We start from the raw sequence: 16,555 nt of genomic DNA on the forward strand, positions 1-16,555 counted from the left end.
ATGAGCGGCATCGCCGAGCCAGGATCGAAGATGCCCCGCTCGATACTGTTCATGTGCGGCATGAACGCGATCCGCTCGCCGATCGCCGAGGCGCTCGCCAAAGCCGCTTTGCCGAAGGGAACCTATGTGGCCTCGGCCGGCGTGCGGCAGGGCGAGCGCGACCCCTTCGTCGATGTGGTCCTCGAGGAGATCGGCCTGTCGATCGGCCGCCACCAGCCGCGCACGCTCGAAGAGCTCGAAGACGACTACTTCGACGTGATCGTCACGCTGGCGCCGGAGGCCCATCACAAGGCGCTGGAACTGACCCGCTCGATGGCGGTGGACGTCGTCTACTGGCCGACGCCGGATCCGACGGTGGCGACCGGCACGCGCGACCAGATCGTCGGCGCCTATCGCGCCGTCAGGGACCACCTCGCCGGCCTGATCGCCAGCCGGCTCGCCGGCCGCGAGAAGGTCGGCTGAGGGCCGGCGTCCTTCGCTTTTGCGTGAATGAAGGCGACAGCGGCAGCGCAGGGTAGAATTCGAGAAAAAACGGGCATCAAGGCGGGTTCACAAATCCATGGCGATTGTGTAGTTTCCGGCAAATTTTTCAAGGATGCGTGGCGCATCCGCTCTTGAACATGAGAAAGCACACTCCTTTATGGCGAAAGAAGAAGTCCTCGAATTTCCGGGCGTGGTCACCGAATTGCTTCCCAACGCGACCTTCCGCGTGAAGCTTGAGAACGACCATGAGATCATCGCCCACACGGCCGGCCGCATGCGCAAGAACCGCATCCGCGTTCTCGCCGGCGACAAGGTGCTGGTCGAGATGACCCCCTACGACCTGACCAAGGGCCGCATCACCTACCGCTTTAAGTAAGCGTTAGCGGCGGTAACCTCCGGGATTCGCGGCTCGTTTCCATGACAGTCACCCAAAAGCTGATATTGGCCTCCGGATCGCCGCGTCGCGTCGAACTCTTGGCGCAGGCCGGCATCGAGCCGGCGCGCCTGTTGCCGATGGACCTCGACGAGACGCCCAAGCGCGCCGAGCACCCCCGCTCGCTCGCTCGCCGGCTTTCCGCCGAGAAGGCGAAGGCGGCGCTGGCGGCGATCAAGGGCGAGCCGGGCTGGGACGGGAGCTACATTCTCGCGGCCGACACGGTCGTCTGCGTCGGCCGCCGCATCCTGCCGAAGCCGGAGTTCGTCAGTGAAGCGTCGAGTGCGCTGCACCTTCTTTCCGGCCGCAGCCATCGTGTCTATACCGGCATCTGCCTCGTTACGCCGGATCGGACGCTCCGCCAGAAGGTCGTCGACACCAAGGTGCGCTTCAAGCGCCTTTCGGGCCTTGACATCGAGACCTATCTCGCCTCCGGCCAATGGCGCGGCAAGGCCGGCGGCTACGGCATCCAGGGCATCGCCGGAAGTTTCGTCGTCAAGCTCGTCGGCTCCTACACCAATGTGGTAGGCTTGCCGCTCTACGAGACCGTCAGTCTCCTCATCGGCGAGGGGTACGACGTCCACGGTCGCTGGCTGGAAGGCTGAAGACAGGTGAGCGGCGAAGGCAAGAAGAAGAGTTCGAATGTCGAACCCCTGCGCCCGACTCGGCCCTGCCCGGAATGCGGCCGCCCGTCGGTGCGCGAGCACTATCCCTTCTGCTCTGAGCGCTGCCGCAACGTGGACCTCAACCGCTGGCTTTCCGGCTCCTACGCCATCCCCGTCGCCGACGACGAGTCGAAGGCCGACGACGATGAGGATCGCTGACAGCGCGGCGCAAGGCGCCGAGCCTGCTCCGATCCTGCTGAATCCCTTCGCTTTTCACGGCTTTTCCACGCCCCGGGGATTTCCTTCGAAAAAGAGTCATTTGGTGCTGGACACCGCCGAACAAGATGCTATAACCCCGCTCGCTTCCGGGGCGAACCAAGCGCCCCGACGGTTTCGAAAGCGAAAGCCGCTGCCGAAGGCAGGATGCCCGGATAGCTCAGTTGGTAGAGCAGCGGATTGAAAATCCGCGTGTCGGTGGTTCGAATCCGCCTCCGGGCACCATTCAGTCCTCCCCAAAAAGCACAGTCTATCCCATCTCAGAATTGTCGCGACATTTCCGCGAGATAGCCGATATTCTCGTCGAGTGAACGGGCATTTTCTCTGGCTTTCGCGTCTCATTCTCTGCTTTTCGCCGCCCGGTCTCAGAAGGCCATTCCCGCCCGCCAAAATGATTTCTAATTTTGGCTGCCATTTTTCTTGCGACTGTTTCCCTTGTCCGGCCCGCGGCGTTCCTTCAGCCGTCTTGGCTGGCGACCTGGCGGACCGTGAAGGCGAGACGATGCAAAAGCCTGCGGCCCGCTTCCGACGCCGGAGGCGAGCCGCGATGTTCCGCTGGTGATGCTGCGATGTGATCGTCAGGCGCTTAACAAGGCATGCTGCTCCTGCCAGCTCATCGGCATGTCCAGAATGCGGGTGAGCTTGGCGATGGTGAGATCGGCGGGCTGCTGGCCCGTCAGGATTGCTTCGGTGATCCGGGACGAGAGGAAGGCCGTCGGCAAGATGCGGCTGATGTCGGGACCATGGACGCCCAGTCGCTTGGCCACTTCGGTGTGGGCTGCGCCCGAGCCATCGGTCAGCGCTTCGAGATAGAAATGCGCTTTGGCGATCAGGCCGATCAGCATCGGATCCTTAGCCATGCCGATTTCGGGTCCGCCGTCCGCAGGGCAAATGCCGCAGGCGGGTCCGGCAGCGGAAACAACCCAACCATCATCATCTGTGAGCGCGACACCCAGCCCCTGCGCTGGGCGACCATTTCGTTTTGGTTTGCATGCCCGCTCATAGCGGCATCGTGTCTACGGCGAGTGAACCACACAAATTGAGGAAGTCCCTCCTCCTGTGGGCCATCGACGAGGTTTGGTCCCCGATCGCAGTCCGCGTCAACCGGAGCGCCATGCACACGCGTCTGAAGGTCCAGGAAACGACAATCTCACCGGAGCCGCCGACGAGCTCGCGCGGATGCTGGCACTTCCCGACGCAAAAGAAGTCAGCGCTGAGCAGCTGTCCTACGCCGCAAGATGCAGGCAAAGGTCGATTCTGCAGAGCCCACGCAAGAGGAGCAAGCGGCATGACTATCCAGCACCGCCCCGTCGACATCGAGGCCGCCTCGAAACTTTGGAGGGATGATCTTTCCGCCTCGCAGATCGCAAATCGCTTCGGTGTCAGCCGAAACGTGATTGTCGGGATCGCATTTCGAAATCGCGCGTTTTTCCCGGAGAAACAACGATCTAGGAGTACGAGGCCCGAAAAGGCCGCATGCCCTCCAAGGAAGGTTGAAACGCGTAAGCTGTACACGCCGCACGAGGCAGAGCCAATCCCGGTCTCCAATTACGATGCGAAGCGTTTGCCATATGCCAAGCATCTAGTGGATTTGCTTCCCGGCGAATGCAAGTGGCCCCTCAACAACGGCGGGCCCTACCTTTTCTGCGCGGCCAAGGCTGCCGGGAAATACTGCCAACACCATCAGTCCAGATCCTTATCTACCTACCGCACCAAGAAGCAGAGGTGATCATGCTGGCGAATTGTTGCGCAGCGTCAACACTGACGAACGAGGGACAAGCATGAAGAGATCACGTTGGTATGCGATCAGGGTTGCACCAGGTCATCAGCGGATGGCCGCAGCGGACGGCCGCCTGCCGGAAAGCCGGCGCATGGAGTCGATCATCGAGCGGAACTGCCGCAAGGATGGCGTCGACATCTTCATGCCGTCTTTCCACGCCGAGCTTAAGCACCATCGGACGAACAAGATCATCCAGAAGCGCTTATTGGCCGGACCGCCGAGAAAGGCGGTAGGAGAGCGCCCAAAATTCAGGTCGCGGTCTCCGGAACTTGTTTTGAACACAATCGGCACCTATACACCCGTGCATCGGCATTGCTATGAGCGCTGAAATGACTCGCCGCTCGCAGTTGCCGCATCGCTTTCGACTTTTGACCACGGATGTACTGGCACTGGTTTGGTAAGCGGTGATGAGGAAGGTCGGTGCGGTTTCGCCCCGGCCTTTTTTGTGTCTAGGAGATAAGCCCGGCGTTTCGCGCGCTAGGTCTTAGCAGTCGACGCTACAACGAAGTCGATTGCGGTTCCAACCGTTGTAATCGCGTCAGCCGCTTCTTCTGGTATTTCGACATCAAACTCGTCCTCGATCATCATCACGATCTGAGCGAGTTCGAGAGAGTCAGCGCCGAGGTCCTCGACGATGGACGCATCATCCACAGCGAGGGCAGCATCTACGCCCAATTGCTCGATGATGATTTCCCTTACGCGGCCAGCAACTTCGGCTCTGGAGTTTCCCATCGGTGTCCTCTCTTGGTGTGAGGCGTCACGCGAAGGTAATCCTGAAATTTCCCTCGTCTAGGCCTTCTTCGCGTTTCTACCAACTCATCGGACTCCCTCCCTGCCGTGAAGAGCGGGGCCTGTGTCACTCTTCCCACAGCATTTCCATGATCTCGTCGGGTGACTCTTGAACCTGGTGCGTCACGCAGGTCCCGCTGTTGGCGACGAAGGTAAGGGTGGTTCGCCGCTGTCCTTCTACCCGCTGGAAGTGCGTGACATTGTCCATGTTGATGAAGATAGGTCCATTGTTGTCGTGCAATTTGAGCCACATGAGTTTGTCCTCTTCGAGCGTAAAGCTTCCGTCGAAGTATAGCAGGGGCAACTAATGAACCCTATCTCGTCAATAAACTGAACGCCTTCGACTTATGATTGGGTCGTGCTCGTCAAGCGCGATGGCGAAGGATCGTGGTGCTTTGATCTTGTTTTGGCTAGGCCAGCTTCATAAGACGGTCGCTGTCCAGATCCAATTCAGAGGCCATCTTTTATGCAACTCGCCTATCTCGCCGTCTCCCTCATCATACTCGGTGTGACGAAGGTCCTAAACCCAAGGACCAACAGGAGATCGCAATAAACGGCGCCTGGTCGAGGTAAGTTCCACCTTCATGTCGGCGTAGAGCAGCCCGGTAGCTCGCCAGCCTCGGTGCTGAACGAATGGGCAGCCAAGGGCTATCGGCTCGATCAGGTGGTCCGCAGATGACCTACGATTGGTTGCTGATCTTCGTCTTGCTTAATTGGTCGGCTTCACAAGCGAGATGACCCGCGGCTTTGACGGCGCGTCCAGCCATTCAATCCAAGTGTCTCGTTCCTCGATCGTGTCGAAGAACCGCCAGAGCTTGTACTCTTCTTCGGTAGTATCCAGCATCTCGCCAACGGTCACGAGCTCCAGGGGTAACGTCACCTCGTTCCCGTCGAACCGAACGAAATAGAGTCCTTCGGCAGCGAGACGGATCACTTGACCGGTGGAGTAACTCCCATCGGGAGCGTCGACCGTGAAGTACATGCCGGTCAAAGTCTCAGAAATTTTGCTGCTCATCGGTTTCGCATGCCAGTTCACGAAATGGGGAATCAGAGGTTCGCCCAAGCCGCCGGCAAACGCAAGAGATCCCATGACAGGAGCGCGGGCGATGGGATCGTGACGAGGATCCGACAGCCGTCTTTCGGCGCGCTTGCCATGTGGCGCCAGCTGTCTGGCTCGGCCATCATTTCCCTGCCTTGTTGCAGGTTGAAAGTGTCGCCTCCCCATCGGAAACGGTCAACGCAAACTTTGCACAACCCATCGTCAGCGACGGCCGTCTTCAGGCGGGCTGTTCGGATTCTGTCCGCAAGCCCGCGAGCAAAGAGGCGTAACCGTCAAATGAAGGAATGAGCGTGGTCATTTTAACCGCCAACCTACTTTGACCTTAAAATCGGCGGGTCGGCGGTTAATCCTCTCAAGGCGGTTGGTCAGAATGCGGGAGCATTATCTGGGTCGCGTCGCTATCGCATGGCGACGTTTGGGCGCGCTGCAGACGAGAATTGGCTCAAGTCCAACCCTCAACTGTGACACTCCGAGTCAAGCTGGGATCGAGGAACCGCCCACGCGCTCGGTACGATGTCGGAACACCTTGCAGATGCGCCGAGCTTTTGCCGCATCCAGGCATCTCAAGGCCAAGGCGCCAGGTTACGCCGCGAGAGCAATATTAACCGCGGGGCTGCAGCAGCGCCAGTGCAACGGTCGATGCGGCAAGGGCGGCGGTAAGGGTTAGGGGCCCAGTAGCGCCATAGTTGTCCACGACGTAGCCGCCGAACACCGCGCCGATACTGATGGCGACCTGGAAAGAGACGACCATCAGACTGCCCACTGCTTCAAGCGCGTCGGGTGCCCCGCGGGACAGATTGGTAGGCAGCACCACCGGCGCCATGCCGAAAGCGAAGCCCCAAAGCGTAGCGAAGCCGAAGGCGACGACGATATGCGCGCCCCAAAGCACCAAAGCGAGGGTGGCAAACGCCATTAACGCTGCGGTGGCCATGAGCGCCGTGCGGAGATCAGCGTCAGCCATTCGGCCACCGGCAATATTGCCGATCACTGAGGCAATGCCAAACCCGAGCAGCGCGAGGGCAATCGGCCAGGTTTCAAGGAGCGTCACCTGTTCGAGGAAGGGCCGCACATAGACGGAGCCGGCAAAATGCCCCGTCATCAGTAAAAGGATAGCAAGCATTCCCAGTTGAACACCACGCCGCCGTGTCAGCCGGAAGACATCGGCAACGCTGTTGCTTGTGCTCGCAGGCAGCGTCGGCAGGCTAAGAACCTGCAACAGCAGGGCAAATGCGGCAAGCCCCGCTGTCATGGCCATGGCGCTGCGCCAGCCCAGCCAGTCGCTGATCAACGCGCCCATCGAGGGCGCAGCAATGGTGGCGAGCGAGACGCCGAGGGTGACGACCGCCATGCCCCGACCCGTCGCATTGGTGCCGACCAGCCTCGCCACGACGGCAACTGAAAGCGCCCAGAAACCGCTAAGCGCGATGCCCAATCCGGCCCGGCCCAACAGCAATAGCCAGAAATCGGTCGCCAGCGCCGCAAGAATATTGGAGCCGATCGCCAAGGCACTAAGACCGACCAGCACCGTCTTGCGGTTTAATCTGCCGATGAGAACATTGCTCAACAACGCCGTCACGGCGCCAACGGAAGCGGTGGCGGTGACGACCTGTCCTGCCGTTCCCTCACTAATGCCGAGATCGCTTGCCATTGGAGTCAGCAGACCTGCCGGCAGGAATTCGGCCGACACAAGGGCAAAGCTCGTAGCCGCCATCGAAAGGACCGCAAACCAGGTGGCCGCGCTCCAGGCGACCGGCTCAGCGGCATCAATGTCTATCAGCGCGCTGTCAAACTGTGATGTTGTATCCGTCATTGAAGCATCTCCGAGGGTTGGAGATCTTCTTAGACCAGTCTGGCGGGATCATATGTACCTTAAAATCCGAAATCTATGTCCGTTCGTCCGGATATGCTGCGGCGCACAACGCCCGGCGAGACGTTGGTGATGCGCTTGAACGCCCGAGCGAAGGATGCCTCGGATTCATAGCCTAAACGGGTTGCGACCTCGGCAACTGACATGCCGCTTTGCCCCAATAACTCGCGGGCGAGCTGCATTCGCAGACGAGCGAGATAACGTGCCGCACCTTCCCCTAAAATAGCGCTGAAGCGCTCGGCGAAGATCGAGCGTGATTGACCTGCCACACCGGCGAGGCTGTCGAGGGTCCAGTTATGGCCGGGGTCGCGGTGGATGGCGGCCAGTACGCGACCGATATGCGGGTCGCGGATGGCGGCGAGCCAGCCGGTGGTTGAGGCTCCGCTGCAATTAACCCAGCAGCGGATGAGCCGCGCGACGAGCAGGTCCGCCATACGCGATAAAACGGTTGCGCTGCCCATCTGTGGCTGTGCGGCCTCTGCTGTCATAGCCGCTAGCAGGGGACTAACAATAGGGTCATTGCCGGCCACGTCGCAGCCCTTGATGATTGACGGCATCAAAGCGATCAAGGGGTTAAGCGCACCGGCGCCCAAGGCCATGGAGCCGCAGAAAAGGGTGCTGGTCTCACCCGTTCCCTCCCGCACCACTTCGCAGACGTTGCTACCCACCTTGGTCACCTGGCAACTCTTGAGCGAGTCGTCGACGACACCGGGCGCGCTGGCCAGCCGGTGGGCGATGCCTTGCGGCAGCAGCACCAGATCACCATCGTGCAACTCCTGCCAGCCATGCGTTTCCGTATGGATCCAGCACGGCCCCTGGCTCACGAAGTGAAAACGAAGCGACGATTGTTGCGGAAAGGCGATGCTCCATGGATGTCGCAGCTCGCAACGGCCATAGTTGACGCCACTCAAGCGAAAGTCTCGTAGGACTTCGCTTAGCGCATCCATCGGGATATTTGGCGGCGAAGGGGATTGCGACGAACGGTCAAGCATTTGCCCAATTTAGATGCCGCCCGTCCGCAATGCAAGGTGGCCGTGGTTGAATACAACCGGCATTGTGGCGACCGCTTCGCGCTCTATGCACCCAGCGGCTTCTTGATCGTGCACGCTTCATGTATTCAGCGAACCGAATTACCCGTTCGGAGTTGTCGAGTAGCCAACCCAGGTCCGGCCGCCTACTTGACGCTAAGTGTCGTCAAAGCGTCTCCACGAACCGGATAATGTCGTCGATCATGGGGGCGTCCCAAAGATCATTGTGACCGAAACCGTCGTAGATCAGCATTTGCTTGGGCTTGGGTGCGATTTCATATAGCGCCTCGCCCGAAGAGAGTGGAATGACAGCGTCACGCCGACCGTGGATGAACAGCTTCGGCTGCCTGACCTCTGCTATTCTCAGGTCGGAGCGGAACGGATCCTTGATAAGGAGTGCAACCGGGAAGTAGGGGTAAATCGTCTGAGCGAGCGATAGCACCGACAGGTAGCCAGAAACGAGAATGACGGCGATAGCCGGTCTGCGCCGCGCAGTATCGATGGCGACGCCGCTTCCCAGAGACTGGCCGAGCACAATGATCGGGCCTTCAGATCCTGCAGCAAGCCAGTCGAATGCGGCAACTCCGTCGGTGAGTAGGCCTACCTCGCTCGGTGTCCCGGTCGACCCGGGATAGCCGCGATAGGAAATTGCCAGCAGGCCGATGCCTCGTGAGGCCAGCGCTTGGGCGAGAAAGCTATAGTTGTCGATCCGGTCAGCGTTGCCAAGAAAGAATAGCACGGCCGGCTTGCGGGGTTTGCCCCGGCTATAGAGTCCGAAAAGCGTCTCTCCGTCGGGCGTCCTAATATAGACAGTCTCGCCCCAGCTTGCGTGCCCAGGCGCTTGTCGCGCACCGGGGTAGAGGAGGGCTCTCTGGGAGATGTACGTCACGCCGAGGAGGGACATATAGGCGATAGTCGCCACAGTCAACAACACCAACAGCAGTTTTGCGGTGCTCACGACAACGTCCACCGATGGCTCCGCTGCTCTCGCTGCCTCATCGCCCCAATCGGATAGGGGCGATGAGGCCGATGCCCTACGGCATCATACTGCGATAGCGTTCGCGCTCGCGCCGAACCTGCTCCAAAGTATACGGGTCGGCACTGTCGTCAAACCGCGTCCATCCTTCCCCCGCGTAAATGCTCCTGCGGGCGGCAGGGTCGACGCGATTGCGTTGCTGCAGGATGGCCTCTGCTTTGAGGGCAAGACTGTCATCGACCCTTGCGGTCACCAAGGTGCCGCCGCGGCGAACGCCCTCGGCATAGACATGGGCGTCTTCCTCATCGACGCCGGAATCCGTCAATGCACCGATCAATCCTCCGGCGGCGCCTCCAGCAACAGCCCCGGCTGCCGCCCCGGCCGCGGTAGCCGCCAGCCATCCTGCCGCGACGACAGGGCCAACGCCGGGAATGGCCATCAAGCCAAGTCCCGTAAGCAGACCGACCACCCCGCCTCCTACGGCGCCGAGGCCGGCACCAGTTCCCGCGCCTTCGGCTGCGTCCGAGCCTTCGGTCGAGTAGCGGTCATCAGCATTGTTTGCAACGATGCTGATATCATCTGAGGGCACGCCGGCGGCTTCGAGGTCGCTGACGGCGTCGCGGGCATCTTCGTAGTCGTCAAATAGCCCTGTTACGGTTCGCATTATCGTTCTCCTTTTGGTAAAGCCCGTTTCGGGCGATTACTGCGCTGTGACGTTGCCCTGATAATCGAGGGCGACGGCCACGGATTTGCCGTCCTTCATGGCAGTTGCCTGCCACACACCTTTGTCGTCGAGCTTCAAGCCATTGACGTCGGTGTACCCGGCTTCTTCGATCCGCTCCTTCGCCTGAGCTTCGGTAAAGCTGTTGGCGCCTTCAACCGGCGCCGCCGGGTTCTGCGTGTCGGGAGTCGCGATCGCCGGCGTATTGCCCTCCGAAGACGGAGTCGTTTGCGCAAACGCTGCCGTGGCCACAGCGCTCAGCAGCGCTGCCGCAGCAAAAGCCAGATTTTTCATGTGTTTACCTCTTCCGAAGACCTGAATTGATCCCCGCGCTAAGAACTCGTGGACCGGAGATTGGTTCCGGAGTGCTCGTTCACAATCAGAGCACGGCCGTGAGCAGGTGCGGTTTTCAGGTGGGGTTGAGCGCCGTTCACGCGCCGTCGATCGTCAGTGTGAGGGTAGGCACGGGCCCAACATTAACTGTCCGAAAGCAGGAGTCTGATGGTTGTGTGGACTCTATGGTGCACTCAGCAGACAAAACGCGGTGACTAAGGAGGGAATTGCTGATGGCTGACGAGAGTAGCCCGGGACCAAGTGCTGCGGCTGTAGCGACGTCGACGCCTTTACTTCTGCCCATCGAGGAAGAACCGCACCATTTGGGAAGAGGCGTCCGGACCATGCGGGTCCGTATACGAACCAGCGGAATGGCCGCCGGACCAGGCATGGCCGGCACCCTCCACCAGCCAATATTCGACCGCCGGCCGTCCCGCGGCATCCACGACAGTGGTTCTTTGATAGGTCCGCCCGCCGGCGGATCGGCCGGATTCTTTCCGGACGGCCCATCCGGAGCCTGTTGGCGTGGCTGCCGCGACGATCCGATCGGCGTTGGAGGGATGCACGGTCCGATCCGCACTCCCTTGGAAGACAATCGTCCGGAGCCGGTGTCCATTGGCGAGCCGCTTCGGATGGGATGCAAGCCCGCCATTGCCGCGCATCGCGGAGAAAGCTGAGACGACGTCGTTGGCCGACCCGTAGGTTAGGCCGGAATGGATCCCCGCGGCGGAATAGAGATCGGGATAGGTCTCGCCCATAACCGCCGCCATTGCTCCACCTGCCGAAAGGCCTGCCACGAAGATGCGGCTGCGATCGAGGCCGAATTCGGCCATGATCTCCTTGGTGATGCCGGCAATGATCGAGGGTTCGCCCTCGTCGCGCATCTGGTCGGCGGGCCGGAACCAGTTCCAGCAGAACGATGCGTTGTCAGCCCCGCTTTGGCGGGGATAGGCGACCATCAGGCCGTGCGTCTCGGCGACCGCATTCATGCCGGTTCCTGCAGCAAAGTCTTCGGGATCCTGTTTGCAGCCATGAAGCATGATGACAAGGCCGCGCGGCCGATCGGATGCGGATGCGGGAATGTAGAGCCTGTAGCTTCGCGAGCCCGCGGGGCAGGTGAAGGATCGCGCCAGGAACTGTGCCCCGTCCGGCACAACTGCCGGAGGCCCCCGTTTTGCCAGTCCGGGCAGGCTCACGTCATGTAGCGATCCGAAAACGCCGGACGCCAACCGCCCCTCGCGCAATATCCGTACCGTTTCTCCCAAGGAATTCCGCAACCTTCGCGACGCGGTGCCATCGCCAGCGCTATTGGCGGACTCTTCCACCGCAGGCTTTGCCGATGGCTCGATGACCTCCGCATCCGGATCGATCGGAAAGGGGGTGGAGCGCCGATTTGGCGGCGATGGTGTGATGTCCGGTGTCGAGGTGCGAGTATCTAAGGCCAATTGACCGGCCAGCGCATTCTGGATCACGCGTGTCGCCTCGGCGAGCTTCAGGGCGCGCGTGGACCGTACCGCACGGAGCATGGCCGTGGCAAAATCTTCATTCATCGAGGTGTCCTTGTTGGTCACGCCGCTGCTCTATCGGATGCGATCGGCCAGCGCTGATTTGAGCTCGGTGCTGGCCTGCAGTGCGCCGAGCACGGTGATGGATTCAATTGTTGCCAAAGCAAGTTCCGGCGTGACGTCGGGTGCGAAGCGGGCAAGTCCGACGACCTTGATGTGAAGCCTTTCGCCGGCCGCCTTGAGCGCTTCCAGATCGGCTCTGCTGTAGTCGCGCAGCCCCAGCTCGAGCGTGTGCCGAACGATCGACTGCTTGACCGCCTCGGCTTCGGCCGCGAGCTGGTTGCGGATCGCTGTTCGGATGAAGTCGGTGCGATTGGAATAGAATCCTTCCTGCACGAGAAGGTCGATGCGGCCGAGATCGACGTAACCGAGATTGATGGTGATCTTCTCCGATTCGCCGCCCTTGTCGCGCAACTTGTGTACATTGTCTTTCATGGAATCCTCCACCATCCACCTGGATGGTATATGGATGTTTCATTGACGGGTTGCAAGAGCCATGTCTTTGTTAGCGATGTAATTGCACGTCGATCAGCCTCGAAGACTCCTCACGCTCCCATTCGGCCTTCGCCGCTCCAGGACACTTGCGAGCGACTTGCCGCGCGTTGAGATGAACTCGCCGGCTGAACAACCCGGCAAACTACGATCGCCAATCCACGCCGCCTGGAGGTCCCATCAGGCGTGGTGCACGGGGCCTCCAAAGCACACCCTGAATCCGGGCAGCTCTGGAGTTTCGTTCGCACGGAACGCCGCAGTCATGGAAGGTACGTCGATGACCAGAACTGACCCTCTGCTGATCTTGTGGATCACGGCATCGCTGGCGTTTGCCTCCCCCTGCTGACGCGGCAGCGATGAGGTACAGCATCCTGTGCTTTGTTCGGACGGGGGGTGTCGGGCGGGGTTTTCGACGATGCCCTGGCCATTCGTGCATAAGCGCGCGAGCGGCCGAACCGCGCCTCTTCCGGTCGGCTAAACCTCGTCGCGCGGGATATTCCCGTACATGGAGATCCGCCACCCGAGCGTGATAAACCATCCCGGCCGGATGCCGAGGCGTGCCTCTGCTGTCGAAGGGTGCGGTTAAATCTAGCGTGGGGCAGCACGATCATGGCTGCGGTATATGTGGCGAGTATCTGGCGCGATGACGAGCGACGGGCAGGAGCTGTTGTCCGACGAACTCTCCAAGTTCCTGCCGGCGCTTGCCCAACTTCCCGAAGGCTGATGTCGAGGGACGTTTGGACCGCCGCCCTGGAGCGCCACCGTGAAGCGGTCGGACGCCGCGATACGAACTGACTGTACGGGGAGGAAGTGGGCGCGACGCATATCGTCAGTTTTTATATTCCTATGCTCTCAGGAGCCAGACGCGCCTTGAAGCCCTACGATGTCGTCGTCGAAAGTCATCGATTGCGTGCTCGTCTTCGAGCGTCCTTTGGATCGTCTTGCACCTGGCGCCGAGAGCGCCGACGCCGCCAGAAACAGGCGACGTTGCTGATCGTCTACTTCGGGCGAGAAGAGTTGCAGATCAAACTGATCTGACATTTTCGGCTTTCGACTTCCCGGTCTTACGGTCTTGGCCCAGTTCGTAGCTGACCTTCTCTCCGTCTCGTAGTGGTCCGGAGCCCTGCACCGCCGACACATGGACGAATACATCTGCCCCGCCATTGTCGGGCGTGATGAAGCCAAAACCCTTGTCCTGGTTGAAAAACTTAACGGTACCAGTCGCCATCTTTATCCTCGTCAACGAAGCGGCTTACGTGCTGCCGGCGAAGCTTATTCATCGCTGCGCTCGCATGCAACCTTTCCTCCGTGTGATAGCGCACCAGACAGAAGCCTGGGCTTGGCTGCTCGAATGACTCTCCAGTCTTTGTGACAATGGTCGAAGGTGAAGACTAGCTACATGCATACGAACGTTTGAATGCCCATTTCCAACGGCCTAATCGGCCGCAAACGCCGGCGTCCATCGCGATCGTCCTTGCTCTCTGCAACAACATCCGCATCAACGCGCTGGCGCCTGCGGTCGTTGAAGTCCCCGTCTCCCGCCGCCGTCGATTCGATCCCTTCAAGGCGAGCACTTGAAACTCGTCTGTTTTGATGCGCTCGAAGACTCCTCAGGCCATCTCGAGGTGCGAGTCTTTCGCCCCTTGCGCGATTAACGGCGCGGGAGACTCCTTTTGCAGGTGGGAAGCGTTAAGTCGGCGCGCCACGATATCGTGGTTGAGCCACCGGACAGGACCGGCGGGATCTGAAGATGCACCAAAAATAAGCTGCCCCGTCGCCTCCACCACGAGGGCACTCAGGAGGTCGCTGATCATCGCCTTGCTGTCCCGATGCATCTGTGTGATCTCGTTAGACGTGCCGATGGTCAGATCGGACTGTGCTTGGCTGTTCGCCATTGGCCACGCCGAGAAGTCGTAAAACGGACGCATGACCTCGTTGGCCTGCATATCGGTAATCTTCTGGAAAACATCCTTCATCGTGAAGCCGTCTGCCAGAAGCTGCTGGCATGCCTGCCATTGGTCCTCTGCCCACTGGCCACCGTTCTCTTTCCTCAAGGCGAGCAGCAGCGGTATCAGGGGAAGCTCGATACCCGTAAATACGTCTGACGAATTGGTCCGTATTTCGGGACAGTTATAGACGGTTGCCTTGACGCCCGCTGCCCAGGCATCCTCCGCGATGCATTCGAGCCGCATCTTGGCGTAACCTTGCGTGTAGTTGGTGTAGGTCTGCCAACGGTAGCTGCCGTCTATCAGGATTGCCGTTCCATGATACCCGTAGGCCGTATAGCGGACCTGACCGCCCGATGCCTCTACGCGCTCCCGGATCGCCGTGCTGAAGTCGATAAGATGTCGAAAGGTGATTGCGGAGACTTCGTCGAAATTCTGCAGGATGAGCTTGCCCATGTCGCTGTCGAGGAGGGCTTGCGATGACATGTGGCGGGGACCAACACCCTTGTAGATTCCATTGGCAACGACCAGGAATACCTTCGCTTTCGGGATACCTCCGGCCATTGTATGGGCGAAAAAAACATTGCGGCCGTCGGCAATCATTCCATCGAGAACGGCCATGACCTGTGAAAGCGAATTCGTGAACCGCGAGGTGGCGATGTCTCGACACAGCTCAATGTAGTCCCAGTCGAGCCTGTCATGCTGCCAGCTCTCCAGCGTCATCGTCGCGAGGAGATCCGTCGGAGTGGGGCCGCCTGCCGGAGCGTCGAGATCGAAGCCAGCCATTAGAGGTATGTTGATAATCCTGCCGCCCAATCGGCCTTCGGCGGCAGAAAGTTCCTCGGCGTTTAGAGGCCGCAGTGCGTTGTTCTCGTCGCGCCGCCCAACCGTAATTCCTACGATCTCCATTCCAGCCCGCCGAGCTTCGTTGACCAAGCCAGTCGCGTATCCGCGACCGAAGAGTTCGCCGAAGAGGACGAAAACATCACCTTTACGGAAGACGCTGTTTTCGGCAAGGCCATTCAAGGCGATCGGGTTTTCCATGCTGTCAGCTCTTTGGTCCGTTGGTCGTCGAGCGGTGGCTCAGACGAGCTTCAACAGTTACATGACCGCGCTGACCCGTAATAGGAAGTCATTTTAAGTGACCGTTCATTTCAAAACGTGAAGTCCAGTAAGGACTACTCGTCATTTGAACTATAAAAAGAAGGTAAATGTCGGGGCTGGTGGCGCGATCTGTCCTTGGCGAAGTCGCTTATCGGCGCAAAGCTGACTCAATCGAACAGCCGAAATGTGCGGATGAGAGCGCGGGCGATGGCGATGGCCACATGCGACTTGCCCGTTGCCGGGCCGCCGACGAGGACCATGTTGTGCTGTTCGGCCAGGAAGTTGCCGGTGGCGAGTTCGCGGATCAGCTCTTCGTTGACCGGCGCGCCGTCGAAGTCGAAGTCATCGTTCTCTTTGGCGAGCGGCAGCTTGGCGATGGTGAGCTGGTAGCGGATGGAGCGCGCCTGCGGAGGTGTTTGCTTCCGCCAGCCTTCCAATGCCGTCGACGCAACGGCCAGAGCTGGATCGGGAAATTTGGACAGGGGATATAAGTGGAATTTCTGCCTGAACACGGCATAGAAGCCGGGAACAGGAGTCTTCCAAGTGACGCGATTATTCTTCGATCAGACGCTTCTCTCCCGGGGGGGGGAGCCCAGCCCCTGCTCGATCAACCTGTCGAGGTAGTCGCAGTAAGGGCTGCCTTCATAGAATGGGTGGGCCGCCTCTCGGACGTATTCCGCATTCAGGTTTGGAAACTTCTTCAAAGGATCAGAGATCCAGATCCTCACTTCATCGGTATTGCCCGCCCTGAGGCCGAGCAACGCTGCTCCGATGAATGGATAATAGGTTGTGCGTTCGAAGGACGCGCCTTCCCGTAGATGCACCCGGGCCGTTGAGAGGTCATCGGGCTCGCCTCTCAGCATCAAGCCAATACCGAGCAGTGTCTTGAACGCAAATATAGACGGATCGTGAGGACTAAGAACGGCTCTAATCGTCGTATCGGCGTTCCTGAGCCGCACGGCCGCCATTCCATGTGCGAAGTGAAGAAATGCGTAGTCGGGATTTAATGCAAGGCCCTGTTCAGCGACAGGCATGGCCTCAGCCGCTCGCCCGTATGTGGCCAAGCCCCCTGCTTAAAGCGATATCTCAGTGTCTCG

General features: G+C 59.9%; 19 protein-coding genes, 1 tRNA gene and 3 pseudogenes. 8 read left to right on the forward strand and 15 right to left on the reverse strand.

Annotation, left to right across the window (positions count from 1 at the left end):
- From SS05631_RS01010 to SS05631_RS01030, 5 genes are all read left to right on the forward strand, one after another.
- The gene (locus tag SS05631_RS01010; protein WP_037425909.1) at positions 1 to 462 is read left to right on the forward strand and encodes a low molecular weight phosphatase family protein; all 462 of its coding nucleotides are present in this window, start codon (positions 1 to 3) and stop codon (positions 460 to 462) included.
- 178 nt (positions 463 to 640) lie between these two features.
- On the forward strand, positions 641 to 859 hold the full coding sequence (gene infA / locus SS05631_RS01015) for a translation initiation factor IF-1 (protein ID WP_014327290.1): 219 nt from the start codon (positions 641 to 643) through the stop codon (positions 857 to 859).
- A gap of 41 nt (positions 860 to 900) precedes the next feature.
- The gene (locus SS05631_RS01020) at positions 901 to 1,521 is read left to right on the forward strand and encodes a Maf-like protein (protein ID WP_037425905.1); all 621 of its coding nucleotides are present in this window, start codon (positions 901 to 903) and stop codon (positions 1,519 to 1,521) included.
- A gap of 6 nt (positions 1,522 to 1,527) precedes the next feature.
- Entirely contained in the window at positions 1,528 to 1,740 is a 213-nt protein-coding gene (yacG, locus tag SS05631_RS01025; protein WP_037425901.1) for a DNA gyrase inhibitor YacG, read from the forward strand.
- A 206-nt stretch (positions 1,741 to 1,946) separates the two neighbouring features.
- A tRNA-Phe gene (locus SS05631_RS01030) sits at positions 1,947 to 2,022 on the forward strand.
- A gap of 353 nt (positions 2,023 to 2,375) precedes the next feature.
- Here the strand turns inward: SS05631_RS01030 and SS05631_RS01035 are convergent.
- On the reverse strand, positions 2,376 to 2,657 hold the full coding sequence (locus SS05631_RS01035) for a hypothetical protein (protein ID WP_037425896.1): 282 nt from the start codon (positions 2,655 to 2,657) through the stop codon (positions 2,376 to 2,378).
- A gap of 188 nt (positions 2,658 to 2,845) precedes the next feature.
- Here SS05631_RS01035 and SS05631_RS31745 point away from each other — a divergent pair.
- The 3 genes and pseudogenes from SS05631_RS31745 to SS05631_RS01050 all read left to right on the forward strand — a co-directional run.
- Positions 2,846 to 3,089 (forward strand): annotated as a pseudogene (locus tag SS05631_RS31745) (hypothetical protein); the annotation flags it as partial.
- The gene (locus SS05631_RS01045) at positions 3,086 to 3,526 is read left to right on the forward strand and encodes a GcrA family cell cycle regulator (RefSeq protein WP_037425891.1); all 441 of its coding nucleotides are present in this window, start codon (positions 3,086 to 3,088) and stop codon (positions 3,524 to 3,526) included. The pseudogene SS05631_RS31745 and the gene SS05631_RS01045, both read left to right, overlap by 4 nt.
- A 52-nt stretch (positions 3,527 to 3,578) precedes the next feature.
- Positions 3,579 to 3,779, forward strand: a pseudogene (locus SS05631_RS01050) (hypothetical protein); the annotation flags it as partial.
- A gap of 275 nt (positions 3,780 to 4,054) precedes the next feature.
- Here SS05631_RS01050 and acpP read toward each other — a convergent pair.
- From acpP to SS05631_RS01125, 14 genes and pseudogenes are all read right to left on the reverse strand, one after another.
- Positions 4,055 to 4,309 (reverse strand): acyl carrier protein, encoded by a 255-nt coding sequence (acpP, locus tag SS05631_RS01055; RefSeq protein ID WP_037425887.1) that lies wholly within the window; start codon positions 4,307 to 4,309, stop codon positions 4,055 to 4,057.
- A 124-nt stretch (positions 4,310 to 4,433) separates the two neighbouring features.
- A complete protein-coding gene (locus SS05631_RS01060; RefSeq protein WP_037425977.1) occupies positions 4,434 to 4,619 on the reverse strand; it encodes a hypothetical protein in 186 nt (61 codons plus the stop codon).
- 456 nt (positions 4,620 to 5,075) lie between these two features.
- Positions 5,076 to 5,381 (reverse strand): hypothetical protein, encoded by a 306-nt coding sequence (locus SS05631_RS01065; protein ID WP_037425886.1) that lies wholly within the window; start codon positions 5,379 to 5,381, stop codon positions 5,076 to 5,078.
- A 646-nt stretch (positions 5,382 to 6,027) separates the two neighbouring features.
- The gene (locus SS05631_RS01075; RefSeq protein ID WP_037425885.1) at positions 6,028 to 7,236 is read right to left on the reverse strand and encodes an MFS transporter; all 1,209 of its coding nucleotides are present in this window, start codon (positions 7,234 to 7,236) and stop codon (positions 6,028 to 6,030) included.
- A gap of 59 nt (positions 7,237 to 7,295) precedes the next feature.
- On the reverse strand, positions 7,296 to 8,285 hold the full coding sequence (locus SS05631_RS01080; protein ID WP_037425883.1) for an AraC family transcriptional regulator: 990 nt from the start codon (positions 8,283 to 8,285) through the stop codon (positions 7,296 to 7,298).
- Positions 8,286 to 8,487: 202 nt separating this feature from the next.
- Positions 8,488 to 9,279 (reverse strand): alpha/beta hydrolase, encoded by a 792-nt coding sequence (locus tag SS05631_RS01085; protein WP_172900184.1) that lies wholly within the window; start codon positions 9,277 to 9,279, stop codon positions 8,488 to 8,490.
- A 76-nt stretch (positions 9,280 to 9,355) separates the two neighbouring features.
- Positions 9,356 to 9,961 (reverse strand): general stress protein, encoded by a 606-nt coding sequence (locus tag SS05631_RS01090; protein WP_095677903.1) that lies wholly within the window; start codon positions 9,959 to 9,961, stop codon positions 9,356 to 9,358.
- Positions 9,962 to 9,997: 36 nt separating this feature from the next.
- The gene (locus SS05631_RS01095) at positions 9,998 to 10,312 is read right to left on the reverse strand and encodes a PepSY domain-containing protein (RefSeq protein ID WP_037427789.1); all 315 of its coding nucleotides are present in this window, start codon (positions 10,310 to 10,312) and stop codon (positions 9,998 to 10,000) included.
- Between the two features lie 329 nt (positions 10,313 to 10,641).
- Entirely contained in the window at positions 10,642 to 11,901 is a 1,260-nt protein-coding gene (locus SS05631_RS01100) for a PHB depolymerase family esterase (protein WP_037424077.1), read from the reverse strand.
- Positions 11,902 to 11,931: 30 nt separating this feature from the next.
- Positions 11,932 to 12,351, reverse strand: a complete 420-nt coding sequence (locus SS05631_RS01105) for a CopG family transcriptional regulator (RefSeq protein WP_037423744.1) — start codon at positions 12,349 to 12,351, stop codon at positions 11,932 to 11,934.
- A gap of 1,081 nt (positions 12,352 to 13,432) precedes the next feature.
- Positions 13,433 to 13,636, reverse strand: a complete 204-nt coding sequence (locus SS05631_RS01110) for a cold-shock protein (protein ID WP_037423747.1) — start codon at positions 13,634 to 13,636, stop codon at positions 13,433 to 13,435.
- A gap of 382 nt (positions 13,637 to 14,018) precedes the next feature.
- Entirely contained in the window at positions 14,019 to 15,398 is a 1,380-nt protein-coding gene (locus tag SS05631_RS01115; protein WP_037423750.1) for a hypothetical protein, read from the reverse strand.
- Positions 15,399 to 15,646: 248 nt separating this feature from the next.
- Positions 15,647 to 15,865, reverse strand: a pseudogene (locus SS05631_RS01120) (ATP-binding protein); the annotation flags it as partial.
- 156 nt (positions 15,866 to 16,021) lie between these two features.
- Entirely contained in the window at positions 16,022 to 16,492 is a 471-nt protein-coding gene (locus SS05631_RS01125; RefSeq protein WP_037423752.1) for a hypothetical protein, read from the reverse strand.
- Positions 16,493 to 16,555 lie beyond the last annotated feature (63 nt).

This window comes from Sinorhizobium sp. CCBAU 05631 (genome assembly GCF_002288505.1).
GTDB classification, from domain to species: domain Bacteria; phylum Pseudomonadota; class Alphaproteobacteria; order Rhizobiales; family Rhizobiaceae; genus Sinorhizobium; species Sinorhizobium fredii_C.

Coding starts and splice junctions, on each gene's coding strand:
- infA (WP_014327290.1), top strand. CDS start 641: ATGGCGAAAGAAGAAGTCCTCGAATTTCCGGGCGTGGTCACCGAATTG.
- SS05631_RS01065 (WP_037425886.1), bottom strand. CDS start 5,381: ATGAGCAGCAAAATTTCTGAGACTTTGACCGGCATGTACTTCACGGTC.
- SS05631_RS01095 (WP_037427789.1), bottom strand. CDS start 10,312: ATGAAAAATCTGGCTTTTGCTGCGGCAGCGCTGCTGAGCGCTGTGGCC.
- SS05631_RS01035 (WP_037425896.1), bottom strand. CDS start 2,657: ATGGCTAAGGATCCGATGCTGATCGGCCTGATCGCCAAAGCGCATTTC.
- SS05631_RS01045 (WP_037425891.1), top strand. CDS start 3,086: ATGACTATCCAGCACCGCCCCGTCGACATCGAGGCCGCCTCGAAACTT.
- SS05631_RS01060 (WP_037425977.1), bottom strand. CDS start 4,619: ATGTGGCTCAAATTGCACGACAACAATGGACCTATCTTCATCAACATG.
- SS05631_RS01080 (WP_037425883.1), bottom strand. CDS start 8,285: ATGCTTGACCGTTCGTCGCAATCCCCTTCGCCGCCAAATATCCCGATG.
- SS05631_RS01100 (WP_037424077.1), bottom strand. CDS start 11,901: ATGAATGAAGATTTTGCCACGGCCATGCTCCGTGCGGTACGGTCCACG.
- SS05631_RS01010 (WP_037425909.1), top strand. CDS start 1: ATGAGCGGCATCGCCGAGCCAGGATCGAAGATGCCCCGCTCGATACTG.
- acpP (WP_037425887.1), bottom strand. CDS start 4,309: ATGGGAAACTCCAGAGCCGAAGTTGCTGGCCGCGTAAGGGAAATCATC.
- SS05631_RS01105 (WP_037423744.1), bottom strand. CDS start 12,351: ATGAAAGACAATGTACACAAGTTGCGCGACAAGGGCGGCGAATCGGAG.
- SS05631_RS01020 (WP_037425905.1), top strand. CDS start 901: ATGACAGTCACCCAAAAGCTGATATTGGCCTCCGGATCGCCGCGTCGC.
- SS05631_RS01110 (WP_037423747.1), bottom strand. CDS start 13,636: ATGGCGACTGGTACCGTTAAGTTTTTCAACCAGGACAAGGGTTTTGGC.
- SS05631_RS01125 (WP_037423752.1), bottom strand. CDS start 16,492: ATGCCTGTCGCTGAACAGGGCCTTGCATTAAATCCCGACTACGCATTT.
- SS05631_RS01090 (WP_095677903.1), bottom strand. CDS start 9,961: ATGCGAACCGTAACAGGGCTATTTGACGACTACGAAGATGCCCGCGAC.
- SS05631_RS01075 (WP_037425885.1), bottom strand. CDS start 7,236: ATGACGGATACAACATCACAGTTTGACAGCGCGCTGATAGACATTGAT.
- SS05631_RS01115 (WP_037423750.1), bottom strand. CDS start 15,398: ATGGAAAACCCGATCGCCTTGAATGGCCTTGCCGAAAACAGCGTCTTC.